Annotated in this window: 18 protein-coding genes; 15 read left to right on the top strand and 3 right to left on the bottom strand. The window is 36.2% G+C overall.

The genetic code is table 11. The annotated features are described in order from the left end of the window. Nucleotides 1–43: 43 nt before the first annotated feature. From lptC to ACYQ3X_RS07760, 13 genes are all read left to right on the top strand, one after another. Nucleotides 44–562, top strand: a complete 519-nt coding sequence (gene lptC, locus ACYQ3X_RS07820; RefSeq protein WP_460181248.1) for an LPS export ABC transporter periplasmic protein LptC — start codon at nt 44–46, stop codon at nt 560–562. Beyond that, the gene (locus ACYQ3X_RS07815) at nt 543–1,025 is read left to right on the top strand and encodes an LptA/OstA family protein (protein WP_460181247.1); all 483 of its coding nucleotides are present in this window, start codon (nt 543–545) and stop codon (nt 1,023–1,025) included. Before lptC ends, ACYQ3X_RS07815 begins: the two co-directional genes overlap by 20 nt. Next, nucleotides 1,022–1,756: an LPS export ABC transporter ATP-binding protein gene (lptB, locus tag ACYQ3X_RS07810; RefSeq protein WP_460181246.1), complete on the top strand. Its 735-nt coding sequence runs from the start codon at nt 1,022–1,024 to the stop codon at nt 1,754–1,756. The genes ACYQ3X_RS07815 and lptB overlap by 4 nt, the downstream gene beginning before the upstream one ends. Continuing rightward, nucleotides 1,756–3,168 carry an RNA polymerase factor sigma-54 gene (gene rpoN, locus ACYQ3X_RS07805; protein WP_460181245.1) on the top strand — a complete coding sequence of 471 codons (1,413 nt, stop codon included), beginning with the start codon at nt 1,756–1,758 and terminating at the stop codon, nt 3,166–3,168. Before lptB ends, rpoN begins: the two co-directional genes overlap by 1 nt. A 12-nt stretch (nt 3,169–3,180) precedes the next feature. After that, nucleotides 3,181–3,702, top strand: coding sequence for a ribosome hibernation-promoting factor, HPF/YfiA family (gene hpf, locus ACYQ3X_RS07800; RefSeq protein ID WP_460181244.1), 522 nt, complete (start codon nt 3,181–3,183; stop codon nt 3,700–3,702). Next, the gene (gene rapZ, locus ACYQ3X_RS07795; RefSeq protein WP_460181243.1) at nt 3,686–4,555 is read left to right on the top strand and encodes an RNase adapter RapZ; all 870 of its coding nucleotides are present in this window, start codon (nt 3,686–3,688) and stop codon (nt 4,553–4,555) included. Before hpf ends, rapZ begins: the two co-directional genes overlap by 17 nt. A 125-nt stretch (nt 4,556–4,680) precedes the next feature. Beyond that, nucleotides 4,681–5,100, top strand: a complete 420-nt coding sequence (gene atpF / locus ACYQ3X_RS07790; protein ID WP_460181242.1) for a F0F1 ATP synthase subunit B — start codon at nt 4,681–4,683, stop codon at nt 5,098–5,100. A gap of 11 nt (nt 5,101–5,111) precedes the next feature. Beyond that, nucleotides 5,112–5,675 carry a F0F1 ATP synthase subunit B gene (gene atpF, locus ACYQ3X_RS07785; RefSeq protein ID WP_460181241.1) on the top strand — a complete coding sequence of 188 codons (564 nt, stop codon included), beginning with the start codon at nt 5,112–5,114 and terminating at the stop codon, nt 5,673–5,675. Beyond that, nucleotides 5,672–6,217 carry an ATP synthase F1 subunit delta gene (gene atpH, locus ACYQ3X_RS07780; protein ID WP_460181240.1) on the top strand — a complete coding sequence of 182 codons (546 nt, stop codon included), beginning with the start codon at nt 5,672–5,674 and terminating at the stop codon, nt 6,215–6,217. Before atpF (ACYQ3X_RS07785) ends, atpH begins: the two co-directional genes overlap by 4 nt. 6 nt (nt 6,218–6,223) lie before the next feature. Further along, nucleotides 6,224–7,732 carry a F0F1 ATP synthase subunit alpha gene (gene atpA, locus ACYQ3X_RS07775; RefSeq protein ID WP_460181239.1) on the top strand — a complete coding sequence of 503 codons (1,509 nt, stop codon included), beginning with the start codon at nt 6,224–6,226 and terminating at the stop codon, nt 7,730–7,732. Between the two features lie 30 nt (nt 7,733–7,762). After that, nucleotides 7,763–8,650: an ATP synthase F1 subunit gamma gene (gene atpG / locus ACYQ3X_RS07770; protein ID WP_460181238.1), complete on the top strand. Its 888-nt coding sequence runs from the start codon at nt 7,763–7,765 to the stop codon at nt 8,648–8,650. A 36-nt stretch (nt 8,651–8,686) separates the two neighbouring features. After that, on the top strand, nt 8,687–10,108 hold the full coding sequence (gene atpD / locus ACYQ3X_RS07765) for a F0F1 ATP synthase subunit beta (protein WP_460181237.1): 1,422 nt from the start codon (nt 8,687–8,689) through the stop codon (nt 10,106–10,108). A 16-nt stretch (nt 10,109–10,124) separates the two neighbouring features. Then, on the top strand, nt 10,125–10,547 hold the full coding sequence (locus tag ACYQ3X_RS07760; RefSeq protein ID WP_460181236.1) for a F0F1 ATP synthase subunit epsilon: 423 nt from the start codon (nt 10,125–10,127) through the stop codon (nt 10,545–10,547). A gap of 56 nt (nt 10,548–10,603) precedes the next feature. Here the strand turns inward: ACYQ3X_RS07760 and ACYQ3X_RS07755 are convergent, their stop codons facing one another. Then, nucleotides 10,604–10,768, bottom strand: a complete 165-nt coding sequence (locus tag ACYQ3X_RS07755) for a hypothetical protein (RefSeq protein ID WP_460181235.1) — start codon at nt 10,766–10,768, stop codon at nt 10,604–10,606. Nucleotides 10,769–10,781: 13 nt separating this feature from the next. After that, a complete protein-coding gene (locus ACYQ3X_RS07750) occupies nt 10,782–12,524 on the bottom strand; it encodes a putative sulfate exporter family transporter (protein ID WP_460181234.1) in 1,743 nt (580 codons plus the stop codon). A gap of 343 nt (nt 12,525–12,867) precedes the next feature. Here ACYQ3X_RS07750 and speD point away from each other — a divergent pair, with 343 nt between their 5' ends. Both speD and speE read left to right on the top strand, forming a co-directional pair. Then, a complete protein-coding gene (gene speD / locus ACYQ3X_RS07745) occupies nt 12,868–13,275 on the top strand; it encodes an adenosylmethionine decarboxylase (protein WP_460181233.1) in 408 nt (135 codons plus the stop codon). Then, a complete protein-coding gene (speE, locus tag ACYQ3X_RS07740) occupies nt 13,250–14,149 on the top strand; it encodes a polyamine aminopropyltransferase (RefSeq protein WP_460181232.1) in 900 nt (299 codons plus the stop codon). The genes speD and speE overlap by 26 nt, the downstream gene beginning before the upstream one ends. On the opposite strand, the gene ACYQ3X_RS07735 is transcribed toward speE, so the two are convergent. Continuing rightward, nucleotides 14,146–15,360 carry a phosphoglycerate kinase gene (locus tag ACYQ3X_RS07735; protein WP_460181231.1) on the bottom strand — a complete coding sequence of 405 codons (1,215 nt, stop codon included), beginning with the start codon at nt 15,358–15,360 and terminating at the stop codon, nt 14,146–14,148. The two genes, speE and ACYQ3X_RS07735, sit on opposite strands and share 4 nt — an antisense overlap. Nucleotides 15,361–15,367 lie beyond the last annotated feature (7 nt).

The following is a 15,367-nucleotide window of genomic DNA, read 5'->3' as shown; positions in this document are numbered from 1 at the left end:
ATAATCGCACCTGAAAGCTTTTTTATGGTATATTTAATCATAGATGAAAAAACTGGTATTAGTTTTTGCTGGCATAATTATTGTTATAATTTTACTCGTAGTTCTTAATTATCTGGAAAGAGAATCTTCTGTTAAGGTAAAGGTTTCAATGGAAGGTTCTTTTTTTAGAGATGCTCAGTTTATTCAGAAAAAAGATGGACAGTTAAAACTACAACTTTTCTCAAAAGAAGCTTTAATGAGTGATGATGGCAAGTTAATGGATTTACGAGAGCTTACAATGTTTTTTCCTGAAAAAAATTTTACTGTAAAAGCGAAAAAGGGATTTTACTGGACAGAATCAGGTGACCTTATTTTAAGTGAAGGAATAGAAGGAATTTCAAAGGACTATAAAATTTATGGCACAGAGGCATACTACAGTGCAAAGGATAAAACTCTTTATTCCGATAATCCACTTAAGATTGAAGGAAGCAGATTTCTTATAGAGGGGAACTCTGGTAAAGCCAGTGAAAATTTGATAGAATTAAAGAAAGGGGTGACAGCAATTGTTTATTCTAAAAAGTAGTCTTATAGTTTTAATAGCTCTGTTTCTTTTTATTAACCCAGTTTTAGCTCAAGAAAAAAAAGAAATGCCAGAGCCTATAATAATAACCTCAAGAACGCTTATAAATGATAGTAAAACAAAAACAGCTACCTTTGAAGGGAATGTGGTTGCTAAAAGAGGAGAGGTTACATTGTATGCAAATAAAATGATTGTTTATTATGAAGATGAACAAAAAGGTGGGAACATAAAGATGATAGAGGCAATAGGAGATGTAAAGCTTGTAAAGGCAGATAGAGTTATTACTTCACATAAGGCAACATATCTTCCTGAGCCAGAGGAAAGAGTGATTTTCACAGGTGAACCAAGAGCAACAGAGGGCAAAAATCTTGTAACAGGTGAAAAGATAACATATTTTTTGAAAGATGACAGATCACTGGTGGAAAAAAGCAAAGTTTATTTAAAAGAGAAAAAAACAGGAAAATGAGCATTCTTAAAGTGGAAAATTTAAAAAAAAGCTTTGGCAAGAAAGAGGCTGTTAAAGGTATCAGCTTCAATGTAGAAAGTGGAGAAGTTGTGGGTTTATTGGGTCCCAATGGAGCTGGAAAAACAACCACTTTTTATATGATAACAGGAATAATAAAACCAGACAGTGGCAGTATTTTTCTTGATGATAAAAATATCTCATCAATGCCAATTTACGAAAGAGCAAGACTTGGATTGGGATATCTCCCTCAAGAGCCTTCTATATTCAGGAAACTAACAGTCAGGGACAATCTGAAAGCTGTTCTTGAAATTAAATATGAAGATGATAAATCTGCTTTAAGCAGAATTGATGAGGAAGTTGATTTAATTCTTAAAGAATTCAATTTAACAGAGTTTGCTGATAGAGAGGGGTATAAGCTTTCTGGTGGAGAGCGTAGAAGAGCTGAGATTGCAAGAGCAATTGCTTTAAAACCTATTTTTATGCTTTTTGATGAACCATTCGCAGGTATAGATCCTCTGGCTGTGGTTGAATTAAAAAAAACGATAAAGCATCTCAAGGATAAAGGAATTGGAGTAATAATAACAGACCATAATGTGAGGGAAACTCTTTCCATAACTGATAGAGCATTTATAATACACAGCGGTAAATTGCTTGCCGAGGGTTGTCCTGATACATTGATCAATGATCCTGTGGTAAGAGAAGCTTACTTAGGGGAGGATTTTAAACTATAATGGCACTTGAACAGAGAACTGAACTAAGGCTTACACAGAAATTGGCACTTACTCCACAGCTTCAGCTTCAGCTTAAGCTTTTACAGTTGCCACAGCTTGAGCTCAGTCAGTTCATTGAGCTTCAGTTAATGGAAAATCCTATGCTTGAACTGGATGAAGAAACGGAAAACAATCACGAAAAGGAAATTTTAGAAGAATATGAAGAGCCCATAGCAGTTGATAAATTAGAAAAGATAATGATAGATGAATATTTTGCTGAGAGAGCTGATGACGGCAGAGATCTTGGCTATTTTAATCCTGGTATAGAAGAAAAGCCTTCCTTTGAACTCTTTTACTCAACAACTTCTGACCTATGGGAATATCTTCTGTGGCAATTAAGATTAAGCAGAGCTCCAGATGAAATAAGAGCAGTGGCTGAGATAATTATTGGAAACATTGATGAAGATGGATATCTTAAGGCAACAGAAGAAGAAATAGCAAAAATCTCAGCTACAGATATGGAAACTGTAAAGAAAGCAATTGAACTTGTTCAGGGCTTTGATCCTCCAGGAGTTGGTGCAAGGGATATTAAAGAATGCTTAATCTTGCAGATAAAAGCGTTTGCTCTGGAAAATACACTTGTTCAATCTATTGTTGAAGAGCATCTTGAAGATATAAGAAAGAAGAGATATGAAGCCATTGCGAAGAAATTTAATGTTTCCGTTGATGAGGTTATTAAAGCAGTAAAAAATATAGAAAAGCTTGAGCCAAGACCAGGTAGAAACTTTTCTAAAACACATGTGCAGATTCCAGTTCCTGATGTTTATGTAAACAGGGTTGAAGGTGAATATCAAATTATATTGAATGACGAAGGAATTCCAAAGCTCAGATTAAGCAAACTTTACAGAAAGCTTTTCACAGAAAAAGCTTTATCTTCTGATGAGAAGAAATATCTTAAAGAAAAGTTTAAAAATGCTGTAGAACTTTTAAAAAGCATAGAGCAGAGAAACAGGACCATTTACAGAGTAACTGAAAGTCTGATCAAGTTTCAGAGAGAGTTTTTTGATAAAGGCATAAGCTATTTAAAGCCTCTTAATTTGAAGGATGTGGCAACTGATCTTGGACTTCATGAAAGCACAATAAGTAGGGTAACTTCAAATAAGTATCTTGCTTGCGAACATGGTGTATTTAACTTCAGATTTTTTTTCAGTAATGCTTTACCATCAAATCATGGAAGTGTTTCCACTACTTTTGTAAAAGATTTAATTCAAAAAATTATAAGTGAAGAAAATCCAGCAAAGCCTCTTTCTGATCATGAGATTTCAGAGATATTAAAAAAACAGGGTATTGATGTTGCGAGAAGAACTGTTGCAAAGTATAGAGAAGAGCTTAAAATACCACCAAAGTCATTGAGAAAACTAAAAAATTATTAAGGAGGACACAGAATGAAAATAACAATCAGAGGGAAAAACATTGATGTTACAGAAGCATTAAAACAGTATATTGAGAAAAGGGTGAGCAAATTTGAAAGATTTTTAAATGACGCCTCAGAGGCAATAGTAACAATAAGTACAGAAAAGTTTACTCACAAAATAGATGTTTTGTTAAAAGTAAATGGGCATTTAATTCAGGCTGAAGGTAAAACAGAAGACCTTTATTCAGCAGTGGATCAGGTTGTGGAAAAACTTGAAAAACAGGTGTTGAAGTATAAAGAGAAAGTTCAAAATAAAAATAAAAAAGAAGCAATCAAATATCCCTCCGCATCTTTTGAAGAGAAAGAGGAGCCAAAGAGAATCGTTAAATATAAAAAATTTGATTTAAGACCTATGTCTCCTGAGGAAGCAGTTGATCAGATGGAGCTTTTAGATAAAGATTTCTTTATTTTTCTTAATTCATTTACTGGAGATGTTAATGTTGTCTACAGAAGAAAGGATGGCAATTTTGGTTTAATTGAGCCAGCCAGATAAGTTAAAATCTGAAAAATTTATAGTAATAGTAACAGGGCTTTCTGGTGCAGGTAAAACCGTAACTCTGAGGACACTGGAGGATATCGGATTTTTCTGTGTAGATAATCTTCCGCCTCCTGTTGTACTGGAATTTTTAAAGTTGCTTGAGAGATACACCACCTTTAAGAATATTGCAATAGGAATTGACATAAGAGTTCAGCAGTTTTTAGAAGAAGCAACAAAAGTTATTGAGAAACTCAAAAGCATATACAAAATAGAAATTTTATTTCTTGAGGCTGATGATGAGGCAATTCTTTTAAGGTATAAAGAAACAAGAAGACCTCATCCGCTTTCAAGTTATAGCAGTGATTTAATTGGAGCGATCAAAAAGGAAAGAGCTCTACTTTATTCTCTCAGAAGTTTTTCTGAAAGAATAATTGATACATCAAATTTTAATCCCCATCAATTAAGATCATTAATTCGTTCAATTTATGCAGAAGAAGAAATATTGCCTTCAGTAACCATTATTTCATTTGGTTATAAAAAAGGCATTCCCATGAATGCTGATCTTGTTTTTGATGCAAGATTTTTGCCAAATCCTTATTTTGTACCTTCTTTAACAGAACTAAGCGGAAAAGATGAACCAGTAAAAGATTTTGTATTGAAGCAAAAGGAAACAATTGAATTTTTGAAATATATTAAGAATTTTCTGAGTTTTGCATTTTCAGGATATAAAAAAGAAGGCAGAGCTTATATAACAATAGCAATTGGATGTACTGGAGGTAGGCACAGGTCAGTGGTTTTAGCAGAAGAAATAGCCAAGTATATAAAGAGCCTTTCTCTTAGTCCTGTAGTGATTCACAGAGATTTATAAGTAAATTTTAAGAAATCCATAAAAATTTAAAATTAACAATTTCTTGACAAAATAGAGTTTGTATGGTATTCTTTTGTGCAGTTGTTTTTTATAGCCACAAAAATCTAACAGAAAGAAGGTGGGGTATGTTAGAGTTTAACAATTGGTTTTTTGTCTTAATGATTCAATTTTTTGTATTGATGTTTATTCTTAATACTATTCTGTTCAAACCCATGATGGAGCTTTTCAGACAGAGGGAGCAGACAATTAAAGGTGCTCTGGAAGAAGCTCAAGCTATGAATGAAAAGAAAGAAAAAGCCATTGCTCAAATGAATGCAGATCTGGCTCAGGCAAAGGCTCAGGCAAAAAGTATCATCAATGCTTTAAGAGAGGAAGGGCTTTCTTATCAGAGAGAGGTTGTCTCAAATGCTGAAAAAGAAGCTGTTCAGATGATTGAAAAAGCAAGAGCAGAAATCAAAGCAGAAACAGAAAAAATAAGGGCAGCGCTCAGGCAGGAAGTTGAAAGACTCTCTGAAGAGATCGTGAATAAACTGATAAAAGTTTGATTGGAGGTAATATGAAGAGATTAATGATTTTGATATTAATGATAGTAATGTTTGCCTCTTCAGCAATGGCAGCAGAAGCAGAGCATGCAGGAGGAAGTTTAAAAAGTTGGATTTTTCAATTCATTAACTTTGCTATACTTGTCTTTCTTATTGTTAAATTTTTAGGTAAACCCCTTAAAAAATTCTTTGCTCAGAGAAGAGAATTAATTGAAAAAAGTATAAAAGAATCACAGGAAGCTAAAGAGCTTGCCCAGAAAGCTCTTCAGGAAGTAGAAGAAAAGCTTAAACTAAAGGACAGAGAGATTCAGGATATTTTAGATACAGCTAAAAAAATAGGTGAGCAAGAAAAATTACAGATTATGCAGGAAACTGATAAATTAAAGGAAAAAATTCTTGAGCAGGCTAAAACAAACATTGAATTTGAGGTTAAAATGGCTAAGGATGCGTTAAGACTTGAGGCAGCAGAGCTTGCAATCCAGCTCAGCGAGCAAAAACTGAAAGAGAAAATAACACCTGAAGAGCAGGAAAAGCTTCTTCAGGAATCAATAAAAATAATAGAGGGGCGGAAAAATTGAGAAAGGTAAGAGGAGCTAAGGCAAAAAAATATGCAAAAAAATTTTTAAGCCTGGTGAATCTTGACCAGGTTCCTGAAATTGCAGGCAAATTAGAATCAATAGCAGTGCTCATGCAGAAAGAAAAGCAGTTCAGAAACATGCTTACTTCACCCTCATTTAATGAGGAAGAAAGAATTGGAGTAATTAATTATCTCTGTGAGAAATTGGCACTTCCAGAAGAAGCAAAGAAATTTCTTACCTTCCTGAGTATTGAAGGAGTGCTTGTTGGATTGGGAGAGATTGTAAAGTATATTAATGCACTTTATCTGGAAGCCAAGAAAAAGGCAAAAGGCATTGTTACATCTGCTGTAGAGCTTCCTGAAAATATTAAGCAAAAGATTATTGAGGCTCTCAAGACAATTACTGGAAGAGATATAGAATTACAGTATGAGGTTGATCCATCATTACTTGGTGGAGTCAGGGTTAAGGTGGGCAGTACAATGTATGATTTGAGCATAAAAGGCCAGTTAGGTCTTTTAAGAGATAAGCTTATAAAGGGGTGAAAAACTATGGAACTTAAGATGGAAGAAATTAGCGAGTACCTTAAAAAGCAGATTGCTGACTTTGAAAAGAAAGCTGATGTCAGCGAAGTAGGAATTGTTACCTCTGTTGGTGACGGTGTTGTAAGAATTTATGGGCTGGACAACTGTATGGCTTCTGAAATGCTTGAGCTTCCAAATGGTGTTTATGGAATGGCTCTCAACCTTGAAGAAGACAATGTAGGAGCAATTCTGTTCGGTGATGACAAACTGATAAAGGAAGGAGATATTGTTAAAAGAACTGGAAGGGTTATGGAAACACCAGTTGGAGAAGAGCTTATTGGAAGAGTTGTTAATGCAGTTGGAATGCCAATTGATGGTAAAGGTCCAATTAATGCAAAACACTTTAGAAAAGTTGATGTAATTGCTCCTGGAATTATTAAAAGACAACCTGTTAAGGAGCCACTACAGACAGGTATTAAGGCAATAGATGCAATGATTCCAATAGGAAGAGGTCAGAGAGAGCTTGTCATTGGTGACCGTCAGACTGGTAAAACAGCAATTCTGCTTGACACAATAATCAATCAAAAAGGTCAGAATTGTATATGTATATATGTTGCATGCGGTCAGAGGCGTCAGAGCGTTGTCCAGGTTGTTGAAACTTTGAGGAAATATGGGGCAATGGATCATACAATTGTTGTTGCAGCTACTGCTTCAGAACCTGCTGCAATGCAGTATATAGCTCCGTATGTTGGTTGTGCAATGGGTGAGTATTTCAGAGACAAAGGTATGCATGCTCTTGTATGTTATGATGATCTTACAAAGCAGGCTTATGCATACAGACAGATTTCATTGATTCTGAGAAGACCACCAGGAAGAGAAGCATATCCTGGTGATGTATTTTATCTGCATTCAAGATTGCTTGAAAGAGCAGCTAAGCTTTCAGATGCAGAAGGCGGAGGTTCTCTTACTGCACTTCCAGTTATTGAGACTCAGGCTGGTGATGTCTCAGGATATATTCCAACAAACGTTATTTCCATTACAGATGGTCAGATATATCTTGAGCCTGAGCTTTTCTATGCAGGTGTTCGTCCTGCTATTAATGTTGGTCTATCAGTCAGCCGTGTTGGTGGTGCAGCGCAGATTAAAGCAATGAAGCAGGTTGCAGGAATGTTAAGACTTGACCTTGCACAGTACAGAGAATTGGCAGCATTTGCACAGTTTGCTGCAGACCTTGATAAAGCTACAAGAGCATTACTTGAAAGAGGACAGAGAATGGTTGAGCTTCTCAAGCAAGACCAGTATGTTCCAATGCCTGTAGAAGATCAGATCATGTTAATTTTCGCTGGAACTCAGGGACATCTTGATGATTTACCCGTTTCTTCAATTAAAGCATTTGAACAGGGATTTTTGAGCTTTATCAGAAGTCAGAAAGAAGACCTGAGAAAGGAAATTAGAGAAAAGAAAGAGCTTGATGATACATTAAAACAGAAGATTACAGATGCTATCTTAGAGTTTAAAAAGACATTTCAGCCTTAATAACTAAAATCTGAAGGTAGGAGCAGTTAAATGCCAACATTAAGAGATATAAGGAAAAAAATAAAGGCAATACAAGGAACAAAAAAGATCACTTCTGCTATGAAGATGGTGGCAGCAGCTAAGCTTCGTAAGGTTCAGGATAGCATGCTCAGATACAGACCATATGCTACAAAAATGCAACAGGTTTTATCTGATCTGGCTGGAGCAGTTGAAACAAGAAGTGATCTTCCTCCCTTGCTTTTAAGAAGACCTATTAAGACAGTAGAAGTACTTGTTATTACATCTGACAAAGGACTCTGTGGAGCATTTAATACGAATATTTTAAGAGTTGCCACAAAAGAGATAGACAGGTTAAAGAAAGAAGGTTTGAATACCACAATTTCAGTGGTTGGTAGAAAAGCAAGGGATTATTTCAAAAGAAGAGAGATTCCGCTTAAAAATATATGGACAGGAATTTCTGGAAAACTTCAATACACTCACGCTCAGATAATAGCACAGGAGATGATTAATGCCTATGTTACCGAAGCAGTTGATGAAGTGTTGATTATTTATAATGAATTTAAATCTGTAATATCTCAAAGGGTTGTAGTTAATAGAATTTTACCCATTGGACGAATAGCATCTGAGCCTTCAGAACAGCCTGCATTTATTCCCTTTACATACGAGCCACGTGCACCTGAGTTATTTGCCATGCTTCTTCCGATTTATATAGAAATCCAGATTTACAGAGCTCTTTTAGAATCTCAGGCAGCAGAAGAGGCAGCAAGAATGACTGCAATGGATAATGCCACAAAGAACTGTGATGAGTTGATTAAGAAAACAACTCTATTAGCAAACAAAGTCAGACAGGCATCAATCACAAAAGAGCTTATGGATATTGTTGGTGGTGTGGAAGCTTTAAAACAAAGTGAAGGATAAAAATTTAAAAAAAGAATAAAAGGAGGTTTAAAGATTATGAACGTAGGCAAAGTAGTACAGGTCATTGGAACAGTGGTTGACTGTGAATTTGAAGGGCAGTTACCTGAAGTTTTGAATGCTCTAAGAATAGATGAACCTGGTGATCCTCAGAAAGGTATTCCAGAGATTCATCTAACGCTGGAAGTTGCCATGCATCTCGGTGAAAATAGAGTTAGAACAATAGCTATGGGTTCCACAGACGGACTTGTCAGAGGGATGAAGGTTGTTGACACAGGCGCACCAATTAAAGTTCCTGTTGGTAAGCCTGTTCTTGGAAGAATTATAAATGTTATTGGTGAACCTGTTGATGAAATAGGTCCAATTCAGGCTAATGAGTATTATCCAATTCATATACCAGCTCCTGAGTTTACAGCCCAGTCACCAACAACCCAGCAGTTTGAAACAGGTGTTAAAGTTTTTGACCTCCTTGTTCCATTTGTCAGAGGTGGTAAAATGGGAATGTTTGGTGGTGCAGGAGTTGGGAAAACAGTTATCATTATGGAGATGATTCATAATATTGCAATGAAACACGGTGGTGTTTCAGTTTTTGCAGGTGTTGGAGAGAGAACACGTGAAGGAAATGACCTTTATCTTGAAATGAAGCATTCAGGAGTTTTGCCTCAGGTTGCTCTTGTTTACGGGCAGATGAATGAGCCTCCAGGAGTTAGAGCACGTGTTGCTCTTACAGCACTTACAGTTGCAGAATACTTCAGAGATCAAGGACAGGATGTTCTTATCTTTATAGATAACATTTTCAGGTATACTCTTGCAGGTTCTGAGGTTTCAGCACTTCTTGGAAGAATGCCATCTGCAGTTGGTTATCAGCCAACGCTTTCCACAGAAATGGGAGCCCTTCAGGAAAGAATTACAACAACAGCAAAAGGATCAATTACCTCTATGCAGGCAATTTATGTTCCTGCAGACGACTTAACAGACCCTGCAGTTGCAGCAGTTTTTGCTCACCTTGACGGAACTGTTGTTCTTTCCCGTCAGATTGCAGAGTTAGGAATTTATCCTGCTGTTGACCCTCTGGATTCAACAAGCCGAATTCTTGATCCAAGAATAATTGGTGAGGAGCATTATCAGGTTGCAAGAGGTGTTCAGGCAGTTCTTCAGAGATATAAAGAATTGCAGGACATTATAGCAATTCTCGGAATTGAAGAACTTTCTGAAGATGATAAACTTATTGTTGCAAGAGCAAGAAAGCTTCAGAGATTTCTAAGTCAGCCATTCCATGTTGCTGAAACATTTACAGGAACACCAGGAAAATATGTAAAGCTTGAAGACACAATAAAGGGTTTCAAAGCAATTCTTGATGGTAAATATGATGACCTGCCAGAGCAGGCATTCTACATGGTTGGTCCAATTGAAGAAGTTGAGGAAAAAGCAAAGAAGATGGGATATACAAGACAGGTATAAATTAAAGGAGTGAAGAATGGCGGATAAATTGAAGTTAGAAGTTATAACTCCCTATGGAGAACTAATAAACGAAGAAGTTGATGAAGTATATACTACTGGCGTAGAAGGAGATTTTGGAGTATTTCCAGGTCATTGTGCTTTCATGACAGCCATAAGGATTGGTTCTCTCTCTTACAAGAAAGATGGGCAGATGCATTATCTTTTTGTTAATAGAGGATATTGTGAAGTGCTTAATGACAGAGTTCTGGTGCTGGTTGGAAGTGCTGAGAGAGTTGAAGAGATTGATATTGAAAGAGCAAAGGCAGCATTAGCCCGTGCAGAGGAAAGAATTCGCAAAGCCCAGGCTGGAGAAACAGACATTGACCTTGCAAGAGCCCAGGCAGCCCTGGAAAGAGCAACCATAAGAATTCAACTGGCTACAAAACTTATCCCAAGATAAAAAGCTAAAGAGAAAAAATAAAGTTTTAAAAAAAAGGGGGATTATCCCCCTTTTTTTTATCCGTGGGATGCTGGAAAGAATGTGTAGCTAATCCATACAAGGACAATCAACAAAACTATACCAAGCCCTACGCTCCATACAATAAGCTTTTTCTCAATTGGAAGTAAAGGCTCATACTCCATTTTTTCAAGTTCTTCTTTAAGTTTTGCTTCTTCAGCCATGCTCCTTCCTCCTTTATCCAGTTATTACCGGAGGTTTTACTCCGTGGAAGAATATATAAGATATCAATAGACCAATCCAGAGAATGAATCCAAACAGACATATTAGATATACAAGTGCAAGTTTTCCAATTCCCTCTTCCCAGAGTTTTCTGAAGTCAGACATTACTCCAATTGTGAAGAATGTAATCAAGAAGAATAGCACTCTTAAGGCATTTGTTCCTGCTGTAGCAGTACTTGTTTGTGAGATTATTTTCTTTGAATCTTTAATGCTTGCTTCAAGGTCTTTAATCTGTTTCTTTTTCTCATCAATTTTGGCTACAAGCTGAGCTTTTTGTGTTTCATCAGTAACAGTGGCAAGTTGTTTTTCAATTGCTGTTATTTCTTTATTTACATTTTTAATCTGAGCTTCCACCGGTTCAATCTTTGGAGCATGGGGAGCAGAAATAAGAAGAATTACAATAAATGTTACAGCGTAAGCCATAACAAATTTTGGAAATCTTCTCCATATTTCTGCTGCAGAAACTCTTTCACCTGGTCTGCACTCAATTCTTGCACACCAGATATAAGCAAGAATAAATGCCCAAATGCTTATGAATATATCAATAAAGAGCTTTGTTGTAGATGCTGCCATTAACATCCATCCCGGTTCATACTTAATTCCAGCAGCTGTCTCAGCCTTTGCTCTTATAAGTGCATCAACAACAGCACCGGATGCAAAGGCTGCACCATCTGTCTTTACTGCTAATCCCATCCATGCACCAGCAACCATTGGCTCTTTCCAGAGGAAAGCCTGTGCAAAAAATGGAAGAATAATGAGCTCAACAACGGCAAATATAACAACAAGAGAGCTTACCATAATTGGAACAACAGGTCTTGCCTTGATTGCTCCACCTGTTGCAATGGCTGCAGACACGCCACAGATGGAAATTCCTGATGCCAGTGGAGCTGCCCATTCTTTACTGAATTTAAACCACTTTCTTGCAATCCAGTAAACCAGTGCCCAGTAAATGAGGTAGGCTTCAATTATAGCACAGAGTCCTCTGAAAAGAACTGCTGAGGCAAGTCCAAATGCCTGTGCAGATTTCAATCCCAACAATGCACCCATTAAACCAATGGCTGTTTTAATGTAAAACTCTGGCTTTAATGCCTCACCAATGAACTTTGCAAAGCCTCTGAAGAAGTTGCCAACTATCAAACCAAATAAAAGTGCAAATATAAATCCACCTTCACCTGTAAGTTTTAATGACCATGGAATGTTGAACTTTTTAGTATCTGTTGCTGCAAAATAGGCATAGTGACCAATAAACCAGCACAGATAACTTAGCCAGAAGACAAAGAAGAATCCTATATTGAACTTTACTATATTAGCTCGCATTAATGCTGCACCAATTGAGAAAACCACAGCCATGAAGATATAGGTAAGTACCAAGGAAGCAAATCCAGAAAGCCCTTTCTTTTCGTAAATATCACCCACTTTATACTTTGTTGGATCTGCTACAGTTACAGTTTCTTCCTTTCCATCAGCTTTTTTAATGGTGAGCTTGTTACCATCAATCTTGGTAATTTCACCCTTCAGAGTTTGATAAAATTTTCCTGTCGGAGCTATTGCCTTGCTTGAGTCTGTCCATTCTTTTGTACTTACAACCCAGCCCAGAGGATCAAATCCTGTGTATGAAAGAAGAGAGATGAGAAAGATAACAATTGCTAACCAGAACGCTAACCAGTCCTCACTAACACCTTTCTTTTTTTCCTCCATACTTCAACCTCCTTTTTAAAAAATTTTTTTGTTGAAAAAATATAGAACTGTTTTATCACCTCCTCTTAAGGTTTTTTGCATATTACATATGCAAATTACATACCAAATAAAAATAAAGAAAAATCAAAGAATTTTTATATCTAAGTTACTTTTAAGTAACATTTTTTATATCATTTCTGTTACTTTTTGGTAACAATGAAGTCAAAAACTTTTTGAATTAATGAGAAGCTTTAAAAAGAGGAGATAAAAAATTTGTTTGACAAAAAAATTTTTTTTGCTTTAATATATAAAGTTTGCAGGGGCTTTGTCCCTGTTTTCATCTCTGTGGGAGGAGGTCGAAAAATTGTATGCTTTAGGGACCCATCTTTTAATTGAATTAAAAAATTGCAATCCCGAGATCCTCAAAGATCTCGAAAGCGTCAAAAAAATTCTTGTAGATGCTGCAAAAAAAGCAAATGCAACAATCATTAATGTAAATTTCCATGAATTTAATCCTTTTGGTATTAGTGGAGTAATAGTTATTGCTGAGTCTCATCTTACAATTCATACATGGCCAGAGTATGGTTTTGCTGCAGTGGATGTATTTACCTGTGGAGACACTTTAAAGCCAGAGGTTGCAGCTCAATATATTATTGAAGCCTTTGAATGTAAATCTCCATCAATTGTTGAAATGAAAAGAGGTATAATTTCTTATAAAAACGAGAAATTGCCACATAAGGTATGTTATGAAGAATTGCAAATGGTATATTGAGCAAACATCAGAGGATGAGATTATACTTCATTCTCTGAAGGAGATTATATATTCTGAAACATCTCCTTATCAGAGAATTGAAGTAATTTATTCTGGCAATCTTGGCAGATGTCTTCTTCTTGATGGTAAGATGCAGTCTGCTGAGGCTGATGAATTTATTTATCATGAAGCACTGGTTCATCCTGTGATGCTTTTAAGTGAGACAGTAGATAGGGTTCTTATAGCAGGTGGAGGAGAAGGAGCTACTTTGAGAGAGGTTTTAAAATATCCTGTTAAAGAAGTTGTAATGGTTGAGCTTGATGAATCAGTTATTAAAACTGCTAAGAGATATCTTCCAGAATGGCATAATGGCGCTTTTGATGATCCGAGGGTCAGGTTGGTTATAGATGATGCAAGAGTTTATATTGAGAGAACGAAAAACTATTTTGATGTAATAATAATAGACTTGCCAGAACCAGCAGAAGGAGGACCTGCTTATCTTCTTTATACAAAAGAGTTTTATGAAAAAGTTAATGAAGCTTTAACAGAAAATGGAATGATGGTTACCCAATCTGCTTCTACCTCTGTGAATAATCTAAGAGTATTTGTCTCAATTGTTACTACTCTCAAGCAAGTATTCCCATATGTAAAACCTTACATTGCTTATATTCCTTCTTTTTTTGCTCCATGGGGTTTTGTTCTTGTTTCCAAAAAAATAAATCCTGAAGATTCCATGAGTAAAATAAATGAAAAAATTATTTTCATTGAGGATAGTTTAAAGTTTTATGATATAGATGCACATACTGCAATGTTTTGTCTTCCAAAACATATTAAAAAAGCTCTTGAAAAACAAGGGGTAGTCATCCATGATGACTCCCCTCTTTCTTTTTATTAATCTTTCTTCTTAGAAGGCAGTACAGCAAGTCCTGGTAACTCTTTACCTTCAAGAAGTTGTAAAGCAGCACCACCACCAGTTGAGATAAATGAAATAGCATCACTTACACCTGCTTTATGTACTGCATAATCTGTATCTCCACCACCAACTATTGTAAAAGCATAGGAATCAGCAACTGCATGGGCAATTGCAAAAGTTCCCCTTGAGAATGCATCTATTTCAAAAACTCCCATTGGTCCATTCCAAAGAATTGTTTTTGCATCCTGTAGTGCTTCAGTAAAAAGCTTTACTGAGGCAGGACCTATATCAAGTGCTCTCCAGCCGTGTGGTATTTCCTGAATAGGAACAATTTTTGTTTCTGCTCCATGCTCTATACTTTGAGCAATAACAACATCAACGGGTAAATAAAATTTAACTTTATTATTGCGGAGTTTTTCCATAATTTTAAGAGCAAAATCTATCATATCTGGCTCAACAAGACTGTCTCCGACTTCATATCCCATGGCTTTTATAAATGTAAAAGCCATACCTCCACCAACTATGACTTTATCTGCTTTATCTGCAAGATTTTCAAGTACTCCAATTTTGCCTCCAACCTTTGCTCCACCAAGTATTACAACAAAGGGTCTTATTGGAGATTCCACTGCACCTTTCAGGTATTCAATCTCTTTTTTAAGTAAAAACCCAGCAGCAGATGGAATGAATTTTGGGATACCCACAATTGAAGCATGGGATCTGTGTGATGCACCAAAGGCATCATTTACATAAAAATCAGCTAATGATGCTAAAGCTCTGGCAAATTTTTCATCATTTTTCTCCTCTTCAATGTGAAATCTAAGATTTTCAAGTAATAGCACATCTCCTTCCTTCATTTTTGAGACAAGTTGTTCTACCTGAGGACCAATGCAGTCAGGTGCAAAAATTACTTCTTTGTTAAGTAGTCTTTGAAGTCTTCTTGCTACAGGTGCAAGAGAAAGCTTTGGATCAACTTTTCCTTTTGGTCTGCCAAGATGAGAAGCTAAAATTACTTTTGCTCCTTCATCAATTGCATAGTTTATAGTTGGCAGAGTAGAACGAATTCTTCTGTCATCAGTTATCATTAAATTTGCATCAAGGGGAACATTGAAGTCAGCCCTGATAAAAACTCTTTTCCCTTTTACAGGCAAATCCTCAATCGTCATTTTATCAAAAGAGTTATTAAATGGTGCCATGCTGTCC

The sequence above is a fragment of the Thermodesulfovibrio sp. TK110 genome (assembly GCF_054658355.1).
This window is presented reverse-complemented; position numbering and strand designations above follow the sequence as displayed.